Raw genomic sequence first — 23,802 nt, 5'->3', positions numbered from 1 at the left:
GTTGCACTCGCGCTGAGCACAAACCTGGGCCGCACCCGGCCGCGCTGGATAGCGTGACCGGGTGCGGCTTTTCGTGGCAGAAGACGGTGGCGTGAGCGAGCTGACCGACGGCGACCAGCAGATCGTCCGCGTCGCGGCCAAGGATCTGCAGCAGGCCAGGCGGGTCCGGGCCCGCATCCGCGCCGGTTCCGACGACGTCGCGGTGATCCTGGACGTCACGATCGCCGTCGCCGGAGACTTCCGGTCGGCGCAGCAGCAGGGCCTCGATCCCGCGGACGAGGCCACGGTGCACTACGTCGGCACGGTCGACGGTCTGGCAGGCCTGATCTCCGACATCGCGTCGGCCGGCGTCGCCGACGGCGTCACGCTGATCCCGGCGTCACCGCGGCAGGACGTCGGCACGGTGGGCCGCGACGTGCTCGGCCGGCTGGCCGCACGCGATCAGCCGCGCGCGTCCTGAAGCGCCGCGTCGATCAACCTCGCGTAGCGCAGCGTGCGGGCATTGCCGGTGGTGCCGCCGCCCATCTTGTTCATCACGTAGGCGAACGTCGCGCGCCGCTCGAGGTCCATCACCACCAGCGAGCCGCCCCAGCCACCCCACCAGCACACCTTGCCGGCCCTGCCCGCGGGTACGGCGGGGACGCTGTCGGGGCTGGGCAGCCCGAACCCGATGCCGAAACGCAGCGGGACGAACAGCACCTTGTCGGTGCCGCGGGACTGCTCGGTGAAGATCAGCTCGATGGTGCGCGGACCGAGCAGCCGCACCCCGCCGGCGCTGCCGCCCAACGAGATCGGTGACAGCGCGCGGACCAGGCCGCGGGCGTTGCCGTGACCGTTGGCGCCGCCGATGTCTGCACTGCGCCACGCGTCGGTTTCGGCGTGGGCCACGCCGTAGGCGCCGGGCGGGAACGCCGCGAACGTCAGCACCGCCGGGTGGTCCGGCGGCAACCGCTCCAGGCCGCTCTCGCGCGGTGGGGGAGCCACCAACTCCGCGATGCGGGGATGGTCGTCGGGCCGCGCCCCGATCTGGACGTCGGCCTGCAGCGGAGTCGCGATCTGTTCGGCGACGAACTGTTTGAGTGACGTGCCGGTGATGCGGCGGACCAGCTCGCCGATCAGGTGCCCGTAGTTCATCGCGTGGTAGCCCGACGCGGATCCCGGCGGCCACCACGGCGCCTGCGCGGCCAGATGCGCGGTCGCCGTGGGCCAGTCGTAGATGTCCTGCACGCCGAACGGGGTCTGCCAGCCCGACACCCCGGACGTGTGCGACAGCAGGTGGCGCACCTCGATGCCTGCCTTGCCGTTGGCGCCGAACTCCGGCCAGTAGCGGGCCACCGGCGCGAACGGGTCCAGTTCGGCGCGGTCGACGAGCATCAGCGCCGCCAGCGCGGTCAACGTCTTGGTGCAGGACCAGAAGTTGACGATCGTATCCTGTTGCCAGGCAACGGTTTTAGCGCGATCAGCGTGGCCGGCCCAGATGTCGGCCACCAGCTCGCCGTCGACGTCGACCGCGATCGACGCGCCGAGTTCGGCGCCGGCGGCGACCTCGTCGGCCAGGGCGCCGGCCAGCGCGTCGAAGCGGGGCTCCCAGTGGCCTGCCACGTCGGTCATGGGACCGACATTAGGCCGTGTCGTCCCTGCGGCGGGAGGAGCGCGCCTGCTATCTCACCAGTTGTCGTAGCCACCCTCGGGGCCCAGCATGCGCTCCAGCCGGGTGCGGTTGATCCGGGCCAGCTCGTTGCGGACCACCTTGCGCTCGGTCTCGCGGTCGTGGTGCATGCGGTTGCGCATCGTCGCGAGCACCAGGTCGGCGCCGGCGCCGTTGACGAACATCACGAAGCCGAACCCGAAATGGTCCAGGTAGGCCTTCGACGCGGCCGCCAGTTCGGCCATCACCTCAGGACGTTTGTCGGAGATCGCGCACTGTTCGGCCTGCGACTTCTCGCTGCCCGGGCGTCTGCCCACGTCCGGATAGGCCTGCAGGATCGAGTCGATCGACTCCTCGCTCAACCCGAACAGCAGCGTGTCGGCGAAGCGGAACAGCCGGTCGTGGGTGTCGAACGGGCGGGCACGGGCCAGATCTGCGGCCAGTGGCACGCTGAAGCAGCATTCGAAGACCGCGTGGACGGCGCGGCGCATCGGCAGGGCGTTGAACGCGTCCAGCCCCATCCCCTGATGCAGCAACACACCGCAATGATGGGACCGTCAAGCCACACAGGCGTTACGCCGTGTTACGACCGTGCAAATTCGTCGCACCGGCGCGAGCAGACACAAAATCGCACGAAAGCGGGCCGGAGCGTGCGAGTTCGTGTCTGCTCGCGAGTGGGCGGGGGAGGTCCCCGGAATTCCTAGTGACCCTCGGCCTTGAAGCGCTCGATCGAGCGGTTCACCTCGGCCTCGGCCTCTTCGCGGCCCACCCAGTCGGCGGCCTTGACGAACTTGCCCGGCTCCAGGTCCTTGTAGTGCACGAAGAAGTGCTTGATCGCGTCCAGTTCGAACTCGGACACGTCGCCGATGTCCTGGATATGGTCCCAGCGCGGGTCGGCCAGCACGCACAGCACCTTGTCGTCGCCGCCCTTCTCGTCTTCCATCCGGAACATGCCGACCGGACGTGCCTCGACGATGCAGCCGGGGAACACCGACTCGGGCAGCAGCACCAGCGCGTCCAGCGGATCGCCGTCCTCGCCGAGGGTGTCCTCGATGTAGCCGTAGTCCGTCGGGTAGCCGAACGAGGTGAACAGATACCGGTCCAGCTTCACCTTGCCGCTGTCGTGGTCCACCTCGTACTTGTTGCGGGAACCCTTCTGGATCTCGATGAGGACATCGAACTGCACGCCGTGACTCCTACTGTGCGGGGGACCTGGGGCGTCGGCTGACGACGCGGGTCAACACTAAACGAGGGATACCCTGCTCTACAGGGGTGGCTCGGCTAGGCGATCGAGATCAGGAGAAATATGCGGCCCACTCGGTGGCGGCGATCCACGTACATCGTGGTGGGGGTGTCGGTTCTGGCGCTGGTGGTGGTGCTGGTCGCCGCGGCCGCGCTGGTGGCCACCCGGCAGACCTCCGACCAGATCGCGGTCGGTCCCGCCCCCGCCCCGGCGACCGCGTCGCCGCAGGTCCAGCCCGTCTCGGAGTCCGCGGACAAACCCACCCCGCAGGGCCTGACCCGGGCGCTGCGCGCGGTGCTGGCCAACCCGGATCTGGGCAGGTTCACCGGCCGCATCACCGACGCGCTGACCGGCGAGCAGCTGTGGACGCAGGGCGCGGGTGTCCCGATGCAGCCCGCCTCCACGAACAAATTGCTGACCGCCGCCGCGGCGCTGCTCACCCTCGACCGCGACGCCAGGCTGACGACGCGCGTGCTGTCCACGAAGCCGGGGGTGGTGGTGCTCGTCGGTGGCGGTGACCAGACGCTGTCGGCCGCGCAGCGCAACGTCGACACCTGGTACCGCGACGCCGCACGGATCGTCGACCTGGCCGACCAGGTCCGGCGCAGCGGCGTCGACGTGAAGACCGTGCAGGTCGACGTCGGTGCGTACAGCGGGCCGACGATGGCGCCCGGCTGGGACCCGCGGGACATCGACGGCGGCGACATCGCGCCGATCGAGTCGATCATGCTCGACGGCGGCCGCACGCAGCCGGTGAGCGTCGAGTCCCGCCGGTCCAAGACCCCGGCGCTGGACGCGGGCCGCGCGCTGGCGGTCGCGCTGCGGCTGGATCCGGCCAAGGTGACGGTGACGTCGTCGGCGGCTCCGGAAACCAAGGGCACCGAGATCGCGTCGGTGCAGTCCCCGCCGCTGATGCAGCGGCTGCGCGACATGATGAACTTCTCCGACAACGTGATGGCCGAGTCGATCGGTCGCGAGGTCGCCGCCGCCACCGGGGAGCCACAGAGCTTCGCCGGCGCCGCGCGGGCGGTGCTGGCCGCGCTGCGCGAGGCCGGCATCGACACCTCGGGCGCGCGCCTGCTGGACTCCAGCGGCCTGTCGGTGGACAACCGACTGACAGCCGAGACCCTCGACGAGGTGGTGCAGGCCGCGGCCGGCGACTCCGAGCCGGCGCTGCGGCCCGCGGTGGACCTGCTGCCCATCGCGGGCGGCTCCGGCACCCTGTCCAACCGCTATCTCGACACCGAGGACGGCCGCGCCGCGGCGGGGTATCTGCGGGCCAAGACGGGGTCGCTGACGGGCACCAACTCGCTGGCCGGGATCGTCACCGGCGAGAGTGGGCGGGTGCTCACCTTCGCGCTGCTGTCCAACGACGCCGGCCCGACCGGGCGGACGGCGCTCGACGCGTTCGCGGCCACGCTGCGCACCTGCGGGTGCCGGTCGTGAGCTCGTCGCCGAAGTCCGGTCTCACCGTCGGCCGCGCGGTGGACTGGGATCTGGCCGCGTCGCTGGGCGGGAAACTGGCCCGGCCCGAACCGCCGGCCACCGACTACACCCGCAGGCAGGCCGTCGCGCAGCTCGCCGAGTCCGCCCGCGACGCCGAGCTGCCGGTGCGGGAGACCACCGGGCTCATCGAGGGCGGGGAGATCCCCGAGGCGCGGGTGGTCAACCGCCCCGAGTGGATTCGCGCCGCGGCGCAGTCGATGCGGGTGATGACCGGCGGTGACGGCGGCGGCAAACCGGGCGCGCTGACCGGCCGGATCGCCGGCGCGCAGACCGGTGCAGTGCTGGCCTTCGTGTCCTCGGGCATCCTCGGCCAGTACGACCCGTTCGCCCCCGGCGGTGGCGAGCTGCTGCTGGTGTATCCGAACGTGATCGCCGTCGAGCGGCAACTCCGGGTGTCGCCCAAGGACTTCCGGATGTGGGTGTGCCTGCACGAGGTCACCCACCGGGTGCAGTTCCGGGCCAACCCGTGGCTGGCCGGGCACATGTCGGATGCGCTCGCCGTGCTGACCGACGAGGACGGGGAGGACCTGGGCCAGATCGTGGGCCGGGTCGCCGAGTACGTCCGCGATCGCCGCTCGGGTGCCAAAGCGGGTGAGCCAGAATCGAATTCGGCGGGCATCCTCGGGCTTGTGCGTGCCGTGCAGTCGGAGCCGCAGCGTGCGGCGCTGGACCGCCTGCTGGTGCTCGGCACTCTGCTCGAAGGCCACGCCGAACACGTGATGGACGCCGTCGGACCCGCCGTGGTGCCGTCGGTGGCCACGATCAGGCGCCGGTTCGACGAGCGCAGGCAGCGCAAACAGCCGCCGCTGCAACGCCTGATGCGCGCACTGCTGGGTGTGGACGCGAAGCTCAGCCAGTACACCCGGGGCAAGGCGTTCGTCGACGAGGTGGTGGACCGGGTCGGCATGGCGCGCTTCAACACCGTCTGGACCGATGCCGAGACGCTGCCACTGCCTGCCGAGATCGACGAGCCGCAGCGATGGATCGAAAGGGTGCTGTAGCCGAGCTGCGCGCTGCGCTGGCCGGCTTCGTCCGTACCCACCCCGACGTGTCCGGGCCGTGGTGTGTCGCGCTGTCCGGCGGTCCCGATTCACTGGCGCTGACGGCGGTCGCGGCGGCGCTGCGGCCGACCACCGCGTTGATCGTCGACCACGGGCTGCAGCCGGACTCCGCGGGCGTCGCAGACGCCGCCCGCGTCCACGCGCTGAGCCTGGGATGCGTTGAGGCGCAGGTCATTCCGGTGGATGTCGGCACCGACGGCGGTCCGGAGGCGGCCGCCCGCGCAGCCCGCTACCGTGCCCTCGGACAGGCGCGGCGCGGTGCGCCGGTGCTGCTGGCGCACACGCTCGACGACCAGGCCGAGACCGTGCTGCTCGGGCTCGGTCGCGGCTCCGGGGCCCGTTCGCTCGCGGGCATGCGGCCCTACGATCCGCCCTGGGCCTGGCCGCTGCTGGGGATCCGGCGCACGGTCACCCACCGCGCGTGCGCCGAGCTGGGCCTCAATCCATGGCAGGACCCGCACAACGCGGACCCGCGCTACACCCGGGTCCGGTTGCGCGCAGAGGTGCTGCCCCTGCTCGAGGAGGTGCTCGGCGGCGGCGTGGCCGAGGCGCTGGCCCGCACCGCCATCGCGCTGCGCGAGGACACCGACACGCTCGACGGCATCGCCGCGCAGGCCGTCGCGCCGCCGGGGAGGCCGGCCTCGCGGTGGCCGCCCTTGCGCCGCTGCCCACCGCGGTGCGGCGGCGGGTGATCCGGAACTGGCTGCTGTCGGGCGGGGCATGCGAGCTGACCGATCGGCAGATCCGCGCGGTCGACGCGCTGGTCACCGACTGGCGCGGCCAGGGCGGCGTCGCGGTGCCCGGCGACCGGTCACGTGTACGGCTGTTCGCCGGACGCCGTGACGGAATGCTGACCCTGTACCGCGAGCCGGTGGCCGAACGGCACCGCTAGGCTGTGGGAGTGCCTGCGCCGACTGCGGACCTGTATCCGGGGGACATCAAATCGGTGTTGCTGTCGGAGGAACAGATCAGATCCAAGACGGCCGAGATGGCCGCGCAGATCGCCGAGGACTACCGCGACGCGACGTCCGGGCAGGACCTGCTGCTGATCACCGTGCTCAAAGGCGCGGTCATGTTCGTCACCGATCTGGCCCGGGCCATCCCGGTGCCCACGCAACTGGAGTTCATGGCCGTCAGCTCCTACGGCTCGTCGACGTCGTCGTCAGGAGTGGTGCGCATCCTCAAGGACCTCGACCGCGACATCAACGACCGCGACGTGCTGATCGTCGAGGACATCGTGGACTCCGGGCTCACCCTGTCGTGGCTGCTGCGCAATCTCGCGACCCGCGGGCCCCGCTCGCTGCGGGTGTGCACGTTGCTGCGCAAGCCCGACGCGGTCCGCGCGGACGTCGACATCCAGTACATCGGCTTCGACATCCCGAACGAGTTCGTCGTCGGGTACGGCCTCGACTACGCCGAGCGCTACCGCGACCTGCCCTACATCGGCACCCTCGATCCGAAGGTGTACACCGACTCCTGAGCGCAGAATGCAGGGCATGGCCGACACCGCGCTGCGCATCTGCCCGTTCTGTGAGGCCACCTGCGGACTCACGCTGACCATCGAGGACGGTCGGGTGGGCGCCGCCCGCGGGGACCGCGACGACGTGTTCTCCGCCGGGTTCATCTGCCCCAAGGGCGCGAGCTTCGCTGAACTCGACAACGACCCCGACCGGTTGAGTGCGCCGCTGATCCGTCGCGACGGCGTGCTCACCGAGGCGACGTGGGAGGACGCGTTCGCCGCGGTCGCCGACGGACTGGGCGCCGCGGTGCGTGAGCACGGCGGGGCCTCCGTCGGCGTGTACCTGGGCAATCCAAACGCCCACACCGTCGCAGGCGCGTTGTATCCGCCGCTGATCATCCGCGCACTGGGCACCAGGCAGGTCTGCTCGGCGAGCACGCTGGACCAGATGCCCAAGCACGTCTCGCTCGGGCTGATGTTCGGCAGCCCGGTCGCGTTCACCGTGCCCGACCTGGACCGCACCGACTATCTGGTGGTCATCGGCGCCAACCCGCTGGTGTCCAACGGCAGCCTGGCCACCGCCGCCGACTTCCCCGGCAAGCTGCGCGCGCTGCGCAAGCGGGGTGGCCGGCTGGTGGTCATCGACCCGGCCCGCACCCGCACCGCCGAGTCGGCCGACCGGCACCTCGCGCCGCGGCCCGGCACCGACTCGGCGCTGCTGCTGGCGGTCGCGCACGTGTTGTTCGACGAGGACCTCGTCGATTTGGGCGCGGTCGCCGACCACGCCGTCGGCGTTGACGAAGTCCGCACGCTCGCTTCGGATTTCGCGCCGGAGGTGGTGGCCGGGTACTGCGGCGTGGACGCCGGCGACATCCGGACCCTGGCCCGCGAGCTCGCCGCCGCAGCCAGTGCCGCGGTGTACGGCCGGATCGGCACCTCCACGGTCGAGTTCGGCACGCTGGGCAGCTGGCTGGTCGACGTCGTCAACACGCTGACCGGCAACCTGGACCGGCCCGGTGGCGTGATGTTCCCACTGTCGCCGGTGGCGGCCGCCCCGCGCGGGCACCGGCCGGGCCGCGGATTTCGCACCGGCCGCTGGCACAGCCGGGTCTCGGGCCACCCGGAGGTGCTCTCGGAGATGCCGACCGCCGCGCTGGCCGAGGAGATCGAGACACCCGGCGACGGGCAGATCCGGGCGATGATCACCATCGCGGGCAACCCGGTGCTGTCGGCCCCGGACGGCGACCGGCTGGACCGTGCGCTGGCCGGTGTCGGCTTCATGGTGAGCGTCGACCCGTACCTCAACGAGACCACTCGGCACGCCGACGTGATCCTGCCGCCCCCGCCGCCGTCGCGCAGCCCGCACTTCGACTTCGCGCTCAACGGCCTGGCCGTGCGCAACAACGCCCGCTACTCACCGCCGGTGCTGCCGCTCGACGGCAGGCCGGACGAGGCCGAGATCCTGTCCCGGATCGCGCTCGGGCTCTACGGTCTCGGCCCCGACGCCGACCCGGCGCTGGTCGACGAACAGGTGATCGCCGCGACGCTGGCCAAGGAGACCGCCGACGCCGGGTCGCCGGTCGCCGGCCGCCAGGTCGACGAGCTCACCGCGATGCTGACCGGCGGCCGCGGCTACGAGCGTCGCCTGGACATGATGCTGCGTCTCGGCGCGTACGGCGACGCGTTCGGGGCCCGGCCGGGCGGCCTGACGCTGCAACGGCTCCGAGAGTCCCCGCACGGCATCGACCTGGGCCCGCTGCAGCCGCGGCTGACCGAGGTGCTGCGCACCCCGTCGGGCAAGGTCGAGCTCGCCCCGCCGGAGCTGGTGGTCGACGTCGGGCGGCTGCGCGCCGCGATGAGCCGGTCGGGTGACGGGTACGTGCTGATCGGCCGCAGGCACCTGCGCTCCAACAACAGCTGGATGCACAACCTGCCCGCGCTGGCCGGCGGCACCAACCGCTGCACACTGCGGATCCACCCCGACGACGCGGCCGAGCTCGGCGTGACCGACACCGCCGTGGTGAAGGGGCCCGGCAGTGAGGTGGTGGTGCCCGTCGAGGTCACCGACGGGATCCGGCGTGGCGTGCTGTCGCTGCCGCACGGCTGGGGTCACGACCGCGACGGCACCCGTCAGCATCTGGCCGCCGAGCATCCCGGAGTCAACGCCAACCAGCTCAACGACGGCTCGACGCTGGACCCGCTGTCGGGCACCGCGGTGCTCAACGGCATCCCGGTGCTGGTCGGGCCGGGAACTGCGGCCGGGTCAGGTCAGGTCAGCTCCCAGATCACCGTCACCGAGAACCCGACCGTCTGCTGACCTGGCTCCAGCGGCACCGAGGCCTCCATCGCGCGCGGCGCCTGCAGCGGGATCGGCGGGGTCGGCGAGGACGATTCGGAGATCGAGATGACCTTGCCGAGGTTCAGGCCCGACAACTCGGCGTACTGGGCGGCGCGGTCCTTGGCGTCCTCGAACGCGCGCGCCCGGGCGTCGCGCACCAGTTCTGAGTCGTCCTCGATCGAGTAGCTGATCGAGTTGATCCGGGCCGCGTTGCCGCCGGTGTCGACGATCAGGTTGATCGCGTCCGAGGCGAGGTTGAGATCGCGGACGGTGACGGTGATCGAGTTGGTCGCCCGGTACGCCGCGATCGCGGTGGTGTTGCTGCCGTACTGCGGCTGCAGATCCGCAGCCGTGGTGGCCACGTCCTTTCGCTCGATGCCGAGCCCGGCGAGGCCGTCGATGACGGTCTGCTGGAGTTCGTTGGTCTGGTTCATCGCCGCGGTGGCGTCGGGCCCGAGGAACTCCGTCGACGCGTTGACGGTCAGTGTGTCGGGCGTGCCCTGCACCTGGCCCTCGCCGACCACGGTCACCTGACGGCTGTCGGCGCCCGGCTGCAGCGTCGGCGAGCTCTGCGCGTCGCACGCCGTCAGTCCTGCGGCGGTCACCCCCGCTACGGCGACGGCGGCGAGCGTGTTCCGGATTGCGTTGGCGCGTGCTGGGATAGGCATGCCTGGCACCCTAGAGCGTCAGCGCAGCGACGTGAGGAACTCCAGCAGGACGCGCGACACGTCGTCGGGCCGCTCCTCGGTGAGCCAGTGGCCCGCGCCGTCGATCATCACCTCGCGGTAGTCGCCGGAGACGACCTCGCGCACCCGGTGTCGGGGGGTGTAGGCCAGCGTCGGGTCCTCGGAGCCGCCGACGAACAGCGCCGGGACCGCGATGGTCGCGGCGGGCGGATCGGCCGTCAGCTCCCAGTTCCGGTCGAAGCAGCGGTACCAGTTCAGCGGTGCGGTGAATCCGCCGCGGGTGAACTCGTCGACGTAGACGTCGAAATCCGCCTGACTGATCCAGTCGGGGAGGCCGCCCGGGTCCGGGATGCGGTCGAGGAACCCGGCCGCACCCGGTTCGGCCGACGCGGTGCCTGCCGCCATCGTGAACAGCCGCCGGAAGGTGGTGGCCGGGTCGCGATCCAGTTCGGCGTCGGCCGGGCCCCGCTCCTGGAAGTACAGGATGTAGAAGAAGCGGTCACCGAAGATCCGGCGGAACGCCTGGGTGGTCGGCACCTTCGGTCTGGGCACCGGGGGCAGGCTCAGCCCCGCGACCGCCGAGAAGCGGTCCGGATGCAGCAGCGGGGCGGCCCAGGCGACGACGGCGCCGAAGTCGTGGCCGACGAGCACCGCCTGCTCGGCGCCTCCGCCGACGTCGGAGTCGAGCAACCCGACGACGTCGGCGGCGAGCTCGGCGACGGTGTAAGCCCCGACGGCCGTGGGCCGGTCCGAACCGCCGTAGCCGCGCTGGTCGGGGGCCAGCACGTGGTAGCCGGCGTCGGCCAGCGCCCGCACCTGGTGACGCCAGCTGAAGGCCAGTTCGGGGAAGCCGTGGCACAGCACCACGACGGGCGCGCCGGGCTCGCCGGCCTCGAACACCCGCAACGTGACCCCGTTGGTCCGTACCCTCCGCGTCCGCATCAGGTGCCCCTTCCCCGAGCGTGCACCCACGGTCGTGGGCAGCGCAGACTGACTACCGAGAGTTCACGTTCGCGGGCCTCCGTGAACTCCGGGCTCCGGCCTGATTGTTCCCTCCGTGAACTCCGGGAACTGCCGAACGTTGGTCTAGCGGTAGCCTTGACTATTCCAGCTGCATGTATTGGAAGGATTTGGCCGGCGAAACCGATCGCCGGCCGTACACGTTGATGAACCGGACTGACTCATGAACCGCAAGAATGTCATCCGCACGCTCACGGTGATCGCCGTGGTGCTGCTGCTGGGTTGGTCTTTCTTCTACTTCAGCGACGACACCCGCGGGTACAAACCCGTCGACACGTCCGTCGCGGTAGCGCAGATCAACGGTGACAACGTCAACAGCGCGCAGCTCGACGACCGTGAGCAGCAGTTGCGGCTGGAGCTCAAGAACGGCAACGGCGACACCGAGGACAGCAACCAGATCATCACCAAGTACCCGACCGGGTACGGGGTGACGCTGTTCGAGACGCTGCAGGATAAGAACGTCAAGACCAACACCGTGGTCAACCAGAGCAGCGTGCTGGGCACATTGCTGATCTACATGCTTCCGCTGCTGCTGCTGGTCGGCCTGTTCGTGATGTTCTCCCGTATGCAGGCGGGCGGCCGGATGGGCTTCGGCTTCGGCAAGTCCAAAGCCAAGATGCTGTCCAAGGACATGCCCAAGACCACGTTCGCCGACGTCGCCGGCGTCGACGAGGCGGTCGAGGAGCTCTACGAGATCAAGGACTTCCTGCAGAACCCGAGCCGTTACCAGGCGCTCGGCGCGAAGATCCCGCGCGGCGTGCTGCTCTACGGCCCGCCCGGCACCGGCAAGACGCTGCTCGCCCGCGCGGTGGCCGGCGAGGCCGGCGTGCCGTTCTTCACGATCTCCGGCTCGGACTTCGTCGAGATGTTCGTCGGCGTCGGCGCCTCCCGCGTGCGTGACCTGTTCGAGCAGGCCAAGCAGAACAGCCCCTGCATCATCTTCGTCGACGAGATCGACGCCGTCGGCCGCCAGCGCGGCGCCGGCCTGGGCGGCGGCCACGACGAACGCGAGCAGACGCTGAACCAGCTGCTGGTCGAGATGGACGGCTTCGGTGACCGCCAGGGCGTCATCCTGATCGCGGCCACCAACCGGCCCGACATCCTCGACCCGGCGCTGCTGCGGCCCGGCCGCTTCGACCGGCAGATCCCGGTGTCCAGCCCCGACCTCGCCTGCGCGCGGTGCTCAAGGTGCACTCGCAGGGCAAGCCGATCGCCGACGACGCCGACCTCGACGGCCTGGCCAAGCGCACCGTCGGCATGTCCGGCGCCGACCTGGCCAACGTCATCAACGAGGCCGCGCTGCTGACCGCGCGTGAGAACGGCACCATCATCACCGGCGCGGCGCTGGAGGAAGCCGTCGACCGCGTGGTGGGCGGCCCGCGCCGCAAGAGCCGCCTGATCAGTGAGCACGAGAAGAAGATCACCGCCTACCACGAGGGTGGACACACCCTCGCGGCGTGGGCGATGCCCGACATCGAGCCGATCTACAAGGTGACGATCCTGGCCCGCGGCCGCACCGGCGGTCACGCGATGTCCGTGCCCGAGGACGACAAGGGTCTGATGACCCGCTCCGAGATGATCGCGCGGCTGGTCTTCGCGATGGGCGGCCGTGCCGCCGAGGAACTGGTGTTCCGCGAGCCGACCACCGGCGCGTCGTCCGACATCGACCAAGCCACCAAGATCGCGCGGGCGATGGTGACCGAGTACGGCATGAGTTCCAAGCTCGGCGCCGTGCGTTACGGCACCGAGCACGGTGACCCGTTCCTGGGCCGCTCGATGGGCAACCAGGCCGACTACAGCCACGAGGTCGCCCAGATCATCGACGACGAGGTGCGCAAGCTCATCGAGGCCGCGCACACCGAAGCGTGGGAGATCCTCACCGAGTACCGCGACGTCCTCGACACGCTGGCAGGCGAGCTCCTGGAGAAGGAGACCCTGCACCGCGTCGAGCTCGAAGCCCTCTTCGGCGACGTGAAGAAGCGCCCTCGCCTGACCATGTTCGACGACTTCGGCGGCCGGGTGCCGTCGGACAAGCCGCCGATCAAGACGCCGGGGGAGCTGGCGATGGAGCGCGGCGAGCCGTGGCCCAAGCCGATGCCCGAGCCGGCCTTCAAGACCGCGATCGCCCAGGCGTCCAAGGCTGCCGCCGAGCGCGCGCACAAGAACGGCGGCAACGGTTCCCACGGACCCAACGGTGCGCCGAACGGCCCGACCCAGCCCGACTACGGCGCCCCCGCAGGCTGGCATGCCCCGGGGTGGCCGCCCCGGCCGGGCTCACCGCAGCAGCAGCCGCCGCAGGGCTACTGGTATCCGCCGCCGGCGCAGCCGGGCTGGCAGGGCGGGACACCGCCGCCCACTCCGACGTATCCGGGGTACCCCCCGTATCAGCCCTACCCGCAGCCCGGACAACGTGCTCCTCACAGCGGTGCGCCCGCACCGGAACCGAAGGAGGATCCCGGCCACGACGGCGGCGGGGAGAACGGGCAGGGCGCTCCGCCCTCCAACGGCTGATACTGAACGGAGATCTCGATGACGCGGTCGCCCAACCACACGGCGACGATCACCCCCCCTGCCTTCGATCAGGCGCGTGCGGAAGCTGCCGTGCGGGAACTGCTCATCGCAGTCGGTGAGGACCCGGACCGGGAGGGCCTGCGGGACACGCCGGCCCGGGTGGCACGGGCCTATCAGGAGATCTTCGCCGGGTTGTACGTCGACCCGGACGAGGTCCTCAAGACCATGTTCGACGAGCAGCACGACGAACTCGTCCTGGTCAAGGACATCCCGATGTACTCGACGTGCGAACACCACCTGGTGTCGTTCCACGGGGTGGCCCACGTCGGCTACATCCCGGGCGAGGACGGGCGCGTCACCGGGCTCTCGAAGCTGGCCCGCGTGGTGGACCTGTACGCCAAGCGCCCGCAGGTGCAGGAGCGGCTGACCGCCCAGATCGCCGACGCGCTGATGCGCCGGCTGAAGCCGCGCGGGGCGATCGTGGTGATCGAGGCCGAACACCTGTGCATGGCCATGCGCGGGATCCGCAAGCCCGGCGCGGTGACCACCACCTCGGCGGTGCGCGGACAGTTCAAGACCGACAAGGCCTCTCGCGCCGAAGCCCTGGAACTGATCTTGCGCAAGTGAGCTCCGCCAGCGTTCCACCTGCGGCACCGGCGACCGTGCAGGTGATGGGAGTCGTCAACGTCACCGACGACTCGTTCTCCGACGGCGGCCGGTTCCTGGACCGGGAGCGCGCGGTGGCACACGGTGTCGAGCTGGTACGCCAGGGCGCGGCGATCGTCGACGTCGGCGGTGAGTCGACCCGGCCGGGCGCCACCCGGGTGCGTGCCGAGGTGGAATCGGCCCGCGTGCTGCCCGTTGTCAAAGAACTTGCGCAACAAGGCATCACGGTCAGCATCGACACGATGCACGCCGAGGTGGCGCGGGCCGCGCTCGAACACGGCGCGCGGATCGTCAACGACGTGTCGGGCGGCAACGCCGATCCCGACATGGTCAGGGTGGTCGCCGACGCCGGTGTGCCGTGGATCCTCATGCACTGGCGCAACGTCGGCGCCGACCGCCCGCACGACGTGCCCTCCTACCGCGACGTGGTCACCGAGGTCAGGGACGAACTGCTGGCCGGGGTGGACGCCGCGGTGCGGGCGGGTGTGGACCCGGCGAATCTGATCATCGATCCCGGGCTCGGCTTCGCCAAGACCGCCGCGCACAATTGGGCTCTGCTGCAGGCGCTTCCGCAGTTCGTCGGCACCGGGATCCCGGTGCTGGTGGGCGCGTCGCGCAAGCGTTTCCTGGGCAGTCTGCTGGCCGCCCCGGACGGGGAACTGCGCGCCCCGGCCTGGCCGAGAGACGGCCACCGCGGTGGTGTCCGCGCTGGCCGGCTGGCACCACGTCTGGGGGGTGCGGGTGCACGATGTGCGTGCGTCGGTCGACGCACTGGCGGTGGTGGAGGCATGGCGGACAGGTGGCATGGCTGATCTCGGGGCGGACTCCGATGACTGACCGGATCGAGCTGCGCGGGTTGAAGGTTCGCGGCAACCACGGCGTGTTCGACCACGAGCGCCGCGACGGTCAGGACTTCGTCGTGGACATCACGGTGTGGATCGACCTGGCCGCCGCGGCCGCCAGCGACGACCTCGCCGACACCCTCGACTACGGCGTGCTGGCCCAGCGGGCCGCCGACGTCGTGGCCGGGCCGGCGCGGCAGCTGATCGAGACGGTGGCGGCGGAGATCGCCGAGGACGTGATGCGTGACGAGCGCGTGCACGCGGTGGAGGTCGTGGTGCACAAGCCCTCGGCCCCGATCCCGTTGCAGTTCGACGATGTCGCGGTGATCGCGCGCCGCTCGCGCCGCGGTGGACGGGGTACCGCGCCGTGAGCAGCCGCGTCGTGCTGTCCATCGGGTCCAACCTCGGCGACCGGCTGGCGCATCTGCAGTCGGTGCTCGACGGCCTCGGCGACGCCGTCGTCGCGGTGTCCCCGGTCTACGAGACGCCGGCGTGGGGCGGGGTCGAGCAGGGGCCGTTCCTCAATGCCGTTGTGGTGGCCGAAGATCCGGATCTCGACGCGCACGGGTGGCTGCGCCGCGCCCAGCAGCTGGAGGACGCGTCCGGGCGGGTCCGCGAGCAGCACTGGGGACCCAGGACGCTCGACGTCGACCTGGTGCAGTGCGTCGGCCCCGATGGCGAGGTGGTGCTCGGCGACGCCGATCTGACCCTGCCCCACCCGTACGCGCACGTCCGCGCGTTCGTGTTGGTGCCGTGGCTGGAGGTGCAGCCCGACGCGACCCTCACCGTGGCGGGCCGGACCGACCCGATCGCGGTGCACCTGGCGGCCGTCGACGCCGCCGAACGCACCGGCGTACGCAGAACCGGGTTCGCCCTGCGGGTCGGGGACCGCAACTGATGGGCCCGACGCGCAAGCGGGACCTGGCCGCCGCGGCCGCGGTGACCGCGGTCGTCAGTTATGTACTCGTGCACCTCATCTACCGGTGGTTCCCGCCGGTCGACGTGTGGACGGGGGTGTCCCTGCTCGGAGTCGCGGTGGCGTTGGCGGGCTGGGCGTTCTACGTGCGGGCCCGGATCCGCGACGGCGAGATCGGGCTCGGGCACGGCCGGCTGCACCCGCTGGCGGTGGCCCGGTCGGTCGTGATCGCGAAGGCCTCGGCGTGGATGGGCAGCGTCGTGTTCGGCTGGTGGGTGGCCGTGGTGGTCTTTCTGCTGCCGCGGCGCAGCACGCTGCGGGTGGCCGCCGAGGACACCCCCGGTGCGGTGGTGGCCGGGTTGTGTGCGCTCGCACTGGTGGTCGCGGCGATGTGGCTGCAGCATTGCTGCAAGTCACCGGAGGATCAGTCGCAGAACGCCGACGCGGCGCCGAGCTGACGTGATCCCCGGCGACAGGCCGAATCGCCGCCCGGGTCGACACGCGACACGACCAGTGACAGGTACAGTCGGCCCATGACCGATCCGACCCGAGGCACCCGCCTCCGGCGCAGCGGCCGCAGGCCGGGTTGGTTCCTGATGACGGTGTTGCTGGTACTCGCGATCGGCGCCAGCTCAGCGCTGGTTTTCACCAACCGTGTCGAATTGCTCAAGCTGGCGGTCATTCTCGCGCTGTGGGCGGCGGTGGTCGCCGCGTTCGTCTCGGTCATCTATCGCAGGCAGAGCGACGCCGACCAGGCCAAGGTGCGTGACCTGAAGCTGGTGTACGACCTGCAATTGGACCGCGAGATCTCCGCGCGCCGGGAGTACGAGCTCGCGGTGGAATCCCAGCTGCGCCGCGAGCTGGCCTCGGAGCTGCGGGCGCAGTCGGCCGACGAGGTGGCGGCCCTGCGCGCCGAGCTGGCCGCGCTGCGGGCCAACCTGGAGTACCTGTTCGACGCCGACCTCTCGGATCGCCCGGCGCTGGAGACCGAACGCACGGCCGGCCGGGTCAGCAGCAGCCGCATCGACACCGAGGACGACTTCGTCGTCACCCCGGAGCCGGATGCGCCGGAGACCGACGAGAGCCCGATCATCGACGTGCCGGTCGAGCCGCATCTGCCCGAGCACGAATGGGTGCCCGCCGGTGAACCCGGTGGCGCACATCGGCGCTCGGCCGAACAGGCTGCCGGTCGACGGCACCGCGCCGACGATGCCCCCGCCCCGCACCCGCAGTGGGCGCCCCCGCCACCACCGCCGGGCCCGGCTCCCGAGCCGCCCCGCCACCACCCCCGCAGGCCCCGCCCCAGCCGCCCCCGCCGCAGCAGCAGCCGCACTTTCCGTGGTTGCCCCCGCAGCCCCGCCCGCAGACCGCTCCGGCGGGCACGCACTGGCAGCCGGCGCCCGCGCAGGGGCAGTTCATTCCGGCCGGTGCGCCGGGCAGCAACTGGGAGGCCGCCCCGCCCGCCGACGCCCCGCCTGTCGACGGCGCGCCGGACGACGAGTACGTCGGCAGGCGCCGGGCACCGGATTCCGAACCGCCCCGCGGTAAGCACTACGCCCCCGGCGAGGAGGCGCCCCCCGCCCCGGAAGAGGAGCCGGTCGAGGAGGACGCCGACGGCGGCGCCCACACCGGCGGCCAGTCGGTCGCCGAGCTGCTGGCCCGTCTGCAGGCGGCGTCACCCTCCGGTGGTGGGCGCCGGAGGCGCCGCGAGGATTGAGTAGGCTTCGTGGCGACCGTCCGGTACCCGCACCGCGGGACCGGAACGAAGCCATGAGGATCAGCGAGGTCGACTGCGATGGTGCAGCCCCCCGCCGGCGGTGACAGCCCGCCCGACGGACTCCGCCCGGCCCGCCTGACCGTCGGGATCATCTCCGCCGGCCGGGTCGGCGCCGCGATGGGCGCGGCGCTCGAGCGCGCCGAACACGTCGTCGTAGGGTGCAGCGCGGTGTCCGCCGCCTCCCGCACCCGCGCACAGCGTTGGCTGCCCGACACCCCGATCCTGCCGGTCGACGAGGTCGCCCGGCGTGCCGAGCTGCTGCTGCTCGCCGTGCCCGACGCCGAGCTGGCCGCACTGGTGAGCGGCCTGGCCGCCACCGGGGCGGTGCGCGCGAACACGATCGTGGCGCACACCTCGGGAGCCAACGGCATCGGCATTCTCGCCCCGCTGGCCGAGCAGGGCTGCATCACGCTGGCGATCCACCCGGCGATGACGTTCGCGGGTACCGACGAGGACGTCGACCGGCTCCGGGACACCTGCTTCGGGGTGACCGCCGGCGATGAGATCGGGTACGCGATCGCCGCATCGCTGGTGCTGGAGGTCGGCGGCGAACCGTTCCGGGTGCGCGAGGATGCCAGGGCGCTCTACCACGCGGCGCTCGCCCACGCAGGCAACCATGTGGTGACGGTCGTGCTCGACGCGGTGGACGCGTTGCGCGCCGCATTGCGAGGCCAGGAGCTTCTCGGCCAGGAGACCGTCGGCGACGCGCCCGGCGGGCTGCCGGAGCGGATCGTCGGCCCGCTGGCCCGTGCGGCACTCGACAACGCGCTGGCGCGCGGGCAGTCCGCGCTGACGGGTCCGGTGGCCCGCGGTGACGCGGCCGCCGTCGCCGGTCATCTGCAGGCGCTCGCCGAGGTGAACACCGATCTGGCGCAGGCGTATAGGACGAACTCATGGCGCACGGCCCAACGTGCGCACGCTCCGGAAGGGGTCTTCGAGGTGCTGGCAGAAGCAGGACAGTCATGACCAGGCGCAACGTCCCGAAGTTCACCCCGGGCCAGTTGAACGTGTACCACCGGCCGCGGGACGTCTCCGGGGTGACACGGGCGCTGCGCACCACCGGGCGACGGATCGTGCTGGTTCCGACGATGGGGGCGTTGCACGACGGTCACCTGGCGCTGATCCGCGCCGCCCGGCGGGTGCCGGGCGCGGCGGTCGTGGTGTCGATCTTCGTCAATCCGCTGCAGTTCGGCGCGAATGAGGATCTGAGCGCCTACCCGCGCACTCTCGACGACGACCTAGAGGCGCTGCGCGACGAGGGTGTCGACATCGCGTTCACCCCGACCGCCGACGACATGTACCCCCACGGTATGCGCACCACCGTGCATCCCGGACCGCTCGCCGGTGAACTCGAAGGAGCTTCGCGGCCAACGCATTTCGCTGGCGTGCTGACGGTCGTGCTGAAGCTGTTCAACATGGTGCGCCCGGACCGCGCGTACTTCGGCGAGAAGGACTACCAGCAGCTCGCGCTGATCCGCCAGATGGTGACCGACCTCGACCTCGACATCGAGATCCAGGGCGTGCCGATCGTGCGCGAGGCCGACGGCCTGGCGATGTCGTCGCGCAACCGCTACCTGGACCCCGTGCAGCGTGAGCAGGCCGGCGCGTTGTCGGCGGCGCTGCTGGCCGGCATGTACGGCGCGTCGGCCGGGGTGAACGCCGCCCTGGACGCCGCGCGCGCGGTGCTCGACGAGGTGCCCGCGCTGGAGGTGGACTACCTGGAGGTCCGGGACCCGCTGCTGGGGCCCGCGCCGGCCGAGGGCGCAGGCCGCATGCTGATCGCCGCTCGGTTGGGTCACACCCGCCTGCTCGACAACATCGCCGTGGACATCGGGGCGAGTGCGGGCATCGACGGCCATCCGCGCAGCCCGTCCGGGGACAGCCACGAATTGCCTTGGAGGAACTGATGTCCGACGCCACCGCGCCGCTGTCTCCGAGGTGACGTCGTGCTGTTAGCCATCGACGTGCGCAACACCCACACCGTGGTCGGGCTGATCTCGGGTTCCGGCGACCACGCGAAGGTCGCCCACCACTGGCGCATCCGGACCGAGCCGGAGGTGACCGCGGACGAACTCGCGTTGACCATCGACGGACTCATCGGTGACGACGCCGAACTGCTGACCGGCGCGGCCGGGCTGTCCACGGTGCCCTCGGTGCTGCACGAGGTGCGGGTGATGCTCGAGCAGTACTGGCCGTCGGTGCCGCATGTGCTGATCGAGCCTGGGGTGCGCACCGGGATCCCGCTGCTGGTCGACAACCCGAAAGAGGTCGGCGCCGACCGGATCGTGAATTGCCTTGCCGCGTACCAGAAATTCGGCACGGCAGCGATCGTGGTCGACTTCGGTTCCTCGATCTGCGTCGACGTGGTCTCGGCGCGCGGTGAATTCCTCGGCGGCGCGATCGCCCCCGGCGTGCAGGTGTCGTCCGACGCGGCGGCGGCCCGCTCGGCGGGACTGCGGCGCGTGGAGTTGACCAGGCCGCGGTCGGTGGTGGGCAAGAACACCGTCGAATGCATGCAGGCCGGAGCGGTTTTCGGCTTCGCCGGCCTGGTGGACGGGCTGGTGAACCGGGTGCGCGAAGACGTCGACGGCTTCGCCGGGGACGACGTCAACGTGATCGCCACCGGCCACAGCGCGCCGCTGATGCTGGCCGATCTGCACACCGTGCAGCACTACGACCGGCACCTGACGCTCGACGGGCTGCGGATGGTGTTCGAACGCAACCGCGACAACCAGCGCAGCAAGGCCAAGCGCTAGAAGAACGTGTGGATCAGGTCGGCCACCCGGCCGTCGGGGGCGACCTCTGGGATCAGCCGCCACTTGTCGAAAGTCGTGCACGGGTGCGAGATCCCGAACCGCAGCCACTGGCCGACCTCGGCGTCGGCGCCGCGGCCCAGCCGCAGGTTGGCGTGCTGGTCGTGGAGTCGTTCGACCGTGGCACCGGCGAGGTCCAGCGGGATCGGCATGCCCTGGTCGAACGACACGTCGCGCCGGCCCATGGCCAGGATCGCCAGGTCGGGTTCAGGGCGCGACACCACCTGGGCGTGCACCTCCAGCGCGGGCCGCAGCCCGGCGCCGCCGTCCCGGGTCAGCGGCGAGGTCTGCGCGTAGAGGCCGTGGTCGTGGGTCACGTAGCAGCCGCTGCGCAGCACGGGGCGCACCGACAGACCCTGCGGCCAGCCGGTCAGCGCGTCGGCGACCGCGTCGAAGTACGTGCTGCCGCCCGCGGTGACCACGATGTCGTCGGTCTCGAACAGCGGGGCCAGCCGGATGACGGCCGCACGCAGGTCCGCCAGGTGGGTCGCGACACCGGCGACCGCGTCGCCGGTCAGCGCCTGCGCCACCGCCGCCTCGTACCCGGCCACACCCACCAGCCGCAGCCGCGGGGAGGCGGCCGCGGCGCGGGCCACCTCGTCTGCGGCCTCCGGTGACCGGCACCCGGTGCGTCCGCCCGGCATGCCGATCTCGACGCACACGTCGACCGGCCGCGCCGCGCCGGCCAGCGCCCGGGTCATCAGCTCCACGCCGCGCACCGAATCCACCCAGCACACGAACCCGAGGGCGGGGTCACGGTCCAGTTCGGCGGCCACCCAGCGCAGTCCGGCGTCGTCGACCAGCTCGTTGGCCAGCACCAGATCGCGGACCCCGAACGCGCGGTACACCGCGGCCTGCCCGACGGTCGCGACGGTGACCGCGACGGCGCCCGCGGCGAGCTGGCGGGCCGCCAGCTGCGGAGACATGTGCGTCTTGCCGTGCGGGGCCAGCTGCACGCCCCGGCCGCGGCACCAGGCGGCCATCGTCTCGATGTTGTGTGCCACGGCGTCGCCGCGCAGCACGCAGACCGGGCCGCCTGCGCCCCGCATGGGCAGGTCCGGGCGCTGCGCGACGATCTGCGCCGGGGTGTGTCCCCACCACGGCGCCGGGACGCCTTTGTAGCTGCAGTCCAGGGTGCGGTGACCCAGGGCACGCACCGCGGCGGCGTCGATTAGAGCGTGGGCGGACGGGCTCATTCGTTCATTTAAGCTGGCACGTCGTGACGTCCCCCGATTCTGTTGACGACATCCCCGAGCAGTTCCGCATCCGGCAGGCCAAGCGTGAGCGGCTGCTGGCCGAGGGGCGCGACCCGTACCCGGTGAAGGTCGACCGCACCCACACCCTCGCGGAGCTGCGCGCGGCGTTCCCGGACCTGACCGCGGACACCAAGACCGGTGAGCAGGTCGGCGTCTCGGGCCGGGTGATCTTCGCGCGCAACTCCGGCAAGCTCTGCTTCGCGACGCTGCAGGAGGGCGACGGTACGCAGCTGCAGGCGATGATCAGCCTGGACCAGGTCGGGCGGGAATCCCTGGACGCGTGGAAAGCCGACGTCGATCTCGGCGACATCGTGTTCGTGCACGGAGAGGTGATCAGCTCCCGCCGCGGTGAACTCTCGGTGCTCGCCGATTCCTGGCAGATCGCTGCGAAGGCGCTGAGGCCGCTGCCGGTCGCGCACAAGGAACTGAGCGAGGAATCCCGGGTGCGGCAGCGCTATGTCGATCTGATCGTGCGTCCCGAGGCGCGCGCGATCGCCAGGCAGCGGGTGGCGGTGGTGCGCGCGGTGCGCTCGGCGCTGGAGCGGCGCGGTTTCCTCGAAGTCGAGACCCCGATGCTGCAGACGCTGGCCGGCGGCGCCGCGGCCCGGCCTTTTGTGACGCACTCCAATGCGCTGGATGCCGATCTTTACCTGCGCATCGCGCCGGAACTTTTTCTGAAGCGCTGTGTGGTGGGTGGATTCGACCGGGTCTTCGAGTTGAATCGAAACTTCAGAAACGAAGGAGCGGATTCCACACATTCGCCCGAATTCGCGATGTTGGAGACATATCAGGCGTACGGAACGTATGACGATTCCGCGGTCGTCACCCGGGAACTTATTCAGGAGGTCGCCGACGAAGCGATCGGCACCCGGCAGGTCCCATTGGCAGACGGCTCCGTCTACGACCTCGACGGTGAATGGGCGACGCTGGAAATGTATCCGTCATTGTCCGAGGCGCTGGGTGAAGAGATCACCCCGCAGACCCCTGCACAGCGTCTTTGGCAGATCGCCGACCGTTTAGGCGTCGAGATTGCCCGCGACCGCGGTTATGGACACGGGAAATTGGTGGAAGAACTGTGGGAATTCACCGTAGGTGACAAGCTGTGGGCGCCGACGTTCGTGCGTGACTTCCCGGTGGAGACCACGCCGCTGACGCGGCCGCACCGCAGCATCGAGGGCGTCACCGAAAAATGGGATCTTTACGTGCGCAACTTCGAGTTGGCGACCGGATACTCGGAGTTGATCGATCCCGTCGTTCAGCGTGAACGTTTTGAAGCCCAGGCGCGTGCCGCCGCGGCGGGAGACGACGAGGCAATGGCGCTGGACGAGGATTTTCTGGCCGCACTTGAGTACGGCATGCCGCCTACTACCGGGACCGGAATGGGTATCGACAGACTGCTGATGGCGTTGACCGGACTGTCGATTAGGGAGACGGTTTTGTTCCCGATTGTTCGCCGACACGGTAACTGAACTGCTTCGAATCGCACGTTGTTGAATGGCCCGCATATTTATGGCACATTGGTGCCAGCGATGGGGCCATATCCGCCCATCTGAGACGTGAGAAGGGCAGTACGGTAATGGCGAAGAAAGTCACCGTCACGTTGGTCGACGATTTTGACGGTGAAGGTGCCGCCGACGAGACCGTCGAATTCGGTCTCGATGGTGTCGCCTATGAGATCGATCTCTCTGCCAAGAACGCCGCAAAGCTTCGAAATGATTTGAAGCAATGGGTGGACGCCGGGCGTCGGGTCGGCGGTCGGCGCCGCGGTCGCGCGGTGGGCACCGGCCGGGGCCGCGCCGCGATCGATCGGGAACAGAGCGCTGCCATCCGCGAATGGGCCCGGCGCAACGGCCACAACGTCTCCACCCGCGGGCGGATTCCGGCCGACGTCATCGACGCCTTCCACGCGGCAACGTAGCCACCGGCTGCCGGTGCGTCGCACACCGGGTTTTTCGTTCGCTGCGGGCGAACCCACGATGACGCGGATTCGGAAACGAAATGCCGTTACCCCGCGTTGCTTGTATCAGCGTCGGGTTTTCCCGCCCTCTGCCAGTTCTGTC

20 protein-coding genes and 4 pseudogenes are annotated in these 23,802 nt (G+C 70.8%); 18 read left to right on the top strand and 6 right to left on the bottom strand.

What is annotated here, in order from left to right:
* Nucleotides 1–91 precede the first annotated feature (91 nt).
* Complete coding sequence (locus C6A87_RS25435) at nucleotides 92–460, top strand: hypothetical protein (protein ID WP_311114782.1); 369 nt, start codon at nucleotides 92–94, stop codon at nucleotides 458–460.
* On the opposite strand, the gene C6A87_RS25430 is transcribed toward C6A87_RS25435, so the two are convergent.
* The 3 genes from C6A87_RS25430 to C6A87_RS25420 all read right to left on the bottom strand — a co-directional run bounded on the left by C6A87_RS25430 (nucleotide 442) and on the right by C6A87_RS25420 (nucleotide 2,834).
* Nucleotides 442–1,611, bottom strand: a complete 1,170-nt coding sequence (locus tag C6A87_RS25430; protein ID WP_311114781.1) for a serine hydrolase domain-containing protein — start codon at nucleotides 1,609–1,611, stop codon at nucleotides 442–444. The genes C6A87_RS25435 and C6A87_RS25430 overlap by 19 nt on opposite strands.
* A 54-nt stretch (nucleotides 1,612–1,665) precedes the next feature.
* Nucleotides 1,666–2,187 (bottom strand): 2-oxo-4-hydroxy-4-carboxy-5-ureidoimidazoline decarboxylase, encoded by a 522-nt coding sequence (locus C6A87_RS25425; RefSeq protein WP_311114780.1) that lies wholly within the window; start codon nucleotides 2,185–2,187, stop codon nucleotides 1,666–1,668.
* Between the two features lie 161 nt (nucleotides 2,188–2,348).
* The gene (locus C6A87_RS25420) at nucleotides 2,349–2,834 is read right to left on the bottom strand and encodes an inorganic diphosphatase (protein WP_311114779.1); all 486 of its coding nucleotides are present in this window, start codon (nucleotides 2,832–2,834) and stop codon (nucleotides 2,349–2,351) included.
* A gap of 120 nt (nucleotides 2,835–2,954) precedes the next feature.
* Here C6A87_RS25420 and dacB point away from each other — a divergent pair, with 120 nt between their 5' ends.
* The 5 genes and pseudogenes from dacB (at nucleotide 2,955) to C6A87_RS25395 (ending at nucleotide 9,234) form a co-directional block, all read left to right on the top strand.
* Nucleotides 2,955–4,337 (top strand): D-alanyl-D-alanine carboxypeptidase/D-alanyl-D-alanine-endopeptidase, encoded by a 1,383-nt coding sequence (gene dacB, locus C6A87_RS25415; protein ID WP_311114778.1) that lies wholly within the window; start codon nucleotides 2,955–2,957, stop codon nucleotides 4,335–4,337.
* Nucleotides 4,325–5,398 carry a zinc-dependent metalloprotease gene (locus tag C6A87_RS25410; protein ID WP_396836938.1) on the top strand — a complete coding sequence of 358 codons (1,074 nt, stop codon included), beginning with the start codon at nucleotides 4,325–4,327 and terminating at the stop codon, nucleotides 5,396–5,398. The genes dacB and C6A87_RS25410 overlap by 13 nt, the downstream gene beginning before the upstream one ends.
* Nucleotides 5,377–6,350 (top strand): annotated as a pseudogene (gene tilS, locus C6A87_RS25405) (tRNA lysidine(34) synthetase TilS). Before C6A87_RS25410 ends, tilS begins: the two are co-directional and overlap by 22 nt.
* 3 nt (nucleotides 6,351–6,353) lie before the next feature.
* Nucleotides 6,354–6,938, top strand: a complete 585-nt coding sequence (gene hpt / locus C6A87_RS25400; RefSeq protein ID WP_311114776.1) for a hypoxanthine phosphoribosyltransferase — start codon at nucleotides 6,354–6,356, stop codon at nucleotides 6,936–6,938.
* 16 nt (nucleotides 6,939–6,954) lie between these two features.
* On the top strand, nucleotides 6,955–9,234 hold the full coding sequence (locus tag C6A87_RS25395) for a molybdopterin-dependent oxidoreductase (protein WP_311114775.1): 2,280 nt from the start codon (nucleotides 6,955–6,957) through the stop codon (nucleotides 9,232–9,234).
* On the opposite strand, the gene C6A87_RS25390 is transcribed toward C6A87_RS25395, so the two are convergent.
* Nucleotides 9,186–9,923 (bottom strand): SIMPL domain-containing protein, encoded by a 738-nt coding sequence (locus C6A87_RS25390; RefSeq protein ID WP_311114774.1) that lies wholly within the window; start codon nucleotides 9,921–9,923, stop codon nucleotides 9,186–9,188. The two genes, C6A87_RS25395 and C6A87_RS25390, sit on opposite strands and share 49 nt — an antisense overlap.
* 18 nt (nucleotides 9,924–9,941) lie before the next feature.
* Nucleotides 9,942–10,883, bottom strand: coding sequence for an alpha/beta hydrolase (locus C6A87_RS25385; RefSeq protein ID WP_311114773.1), 942 nt, complete (start codon nucleotides 10,881–10,883; stop codon nucleotides 9,942–9,944).
* Between the two features lie 241 nt (nucleotides 10,884–11,124).
* Between C6A87_RS25385 and ftsH the strand changes: the two are divergent.
* From ftsH to C6A87_RS25335, 10 genes and pseudogenes are all read left to right on the top strand, one after another.
* Nucleotides 11,125–13,472, top strand: a pseudogene (ftsH, locus tag C6A87_RS25380) (ATP-dependent zinc metalloprotease FtsH).
* Between the two features lie 18 nt (nucleotides 13,473–13,490).
* Nucleotides 13,491–14,099 carry a GTP cyclohydrolase I FolE gene (gene folE, locus C6A87_RS25375; RefSeq protein WP_311114772.1) on the top strand — a complete coding sequence of 203 codons (609 nt, stop codon included), beginning with the start codon at nucleotides 13,491–13,493 and terminating at the stop codon, nucleotides 14,097–14,099.
* A gap of 44 nt (nucleotides 14,100–14,143) precedes the next feature.
* A pseudogene (gene folP / locus C6A87_RS25370) lies at nucleotides 14,144–14,975 on the top strand (dihydropteroate synthase).
* Nucleotides 14,968–15,351 (top strand): dihydroneopterin aldolase, encoded by a 384-nt coding sequence (gene folB / locus C6A87_RS25365; protein WP_311114771.1) that lies wholly within the window; start codon nucleotides 14,968–14,970, stop codon nucleotides 15,349–15,351. The pseudogene folP and the gene folB overlap by 8 nt, the downstream one beginning before the upstream one ends.
* Nucleotides 15,348–15,878, top strand: a complete 531-nt coding sequence (folK, locus tag C6A87_RS25360; protein ID WP_311114770.1) for a 2-amino-4-hydroxy-6-hydroxymethyldihydropteridine diphosphokinase — start codon at nucleotides 15,348–15,350, stop codon at nucleotides 15,876–15,878. The genes folB and folK overlap by 4 nt, the downstream gene beginning before the upstream one ends.
* A complete protein-coding gene (locus C6A87_RS25355) occupies nucleotides 15,878–16,354 on the top strand; it encodes a DUF3180 domain-containing protein (protein ID WP_311114769.1) in 477 nt (158 codons plus the stop codon). The genes folK and C6A87_RS25355 overlap by 1 nt, the downstream gene beginning before the upstream one ends.
* 75 nt (nucleotides 16,355–16,429) lie before the next feature.
* Nucleotides 16,430–17,613, top strand: a pseudogene (locus C6A87_RS25350) (DUF6779 domain-containing protein).
* 78 nt (nucleotides 17,614–17,691) lie between these two features.
* Nucleotides 17,692–18,639: a DUF2520 domain-containing protein gene (locus tag C6A87_RS25345; RefSeq protein ID WP_311114768.1), complete on the top strand. Its 948-nt coding sequence runs from the start codon at nucleotides 17,692–17,694 to the stop codon at nucleotides 18,637–18,639.
* Nucleotides 18,636–19,580, top strand: coding sequence for a pantoate--beta-alanine ligase (gene panC, locus C6A87_RS25340; RefSeq protein WP_311114767.1), 945 nt, complete (start codon nucleotides 18,636–18,638; stop codon nucleotides 19,578–19,580). The genes C6A87_RS25345 and panC overlap by 4 nt, the downstream gene beginning before the upstream one ends.
* A 39-nt stretch (nucleotides 19,581–19,619) precedes the next feature.
* Nucleotides 19,620–20,429 carry a type III pantothenate kinase gene (locus C6A87_RS25335; RefSeq protein WP_311114766.1) on the top strand — a complete coding sequence of 270 codons (810 nt, stop codon included), beginning with the start codon at nucleotides 19,620–19,622 and terminating at the stop codon, nucleotides 20,427–20,429.
* On the opposite strand, the gene C6A87_RS25330 is transcribed toward C6A87_RS25335, so the two are convergent.
* Complete coding sequence (locus tag C6A87_RS25330) at nucleotides 20,426–21,682, bottom strand: alanine racemase (RefSeq protein WP_311114765.1); 1,257 nt, start codon at nucleotides 21,680–21,682, stop codon at nucleotides 20,426–20,428. The two genes, C6A87_RS25335 and C6A87_RS25330, sit on opposite strands and share 4 nt — an antisense overlap.
* A gap of 23 nt (nucleotides 21,683–21,705) precedes the next feature.
* Here C6A87_RS25330 and lysS point away from each other — a divergent pair, with 23 nt between their 5' ends.
* Both lysS and lsr2 read left to right on the top strand, forming a co-directional pair.
* The gene (gene lysS, locus C6A87_RS25325; RefSeq protein WP_311114764.1) at nucleotides 21,706–23,211 is read left to right on the top strand and encodes a lysine--tRNA ligase; all 1,506 of its coding nucleotides are present in this window, start codon (nucleotides 21,706–21,708) and stop codon (nucleotides 23,209–23,211) included.
* 107 nt (nucleotides 23,212–23,318) lie between these two features.
* Nucleotides 23,319–23,660, top strand: a complete 342-nt coding sequence (lsr2, locus tag C6A87_RS25320; protein ID WP_311114763.1) for a histone-like nucleoid-structuring protein Lsr2 — start codon at nucleotides 23,319–23,321, stop codon at nucleotides 23,658–23,660.
* Nucleotides 23,661–23,802 lie beyond the last annotated feature (142 nt).

The sequence above is a fragment of the Mycobacterium sp. ITM-2016-00317 genome, from assembly GCF_002968295.1.
Lineage (GTDB): Bacteria > Actinomycetota > Actinomycetes > Mycobacteriales > Mycobacteriaceae > Mycobacterium.
This window is presented reverse-complemented; position numbering and strand designations above follow the sequence as displayed.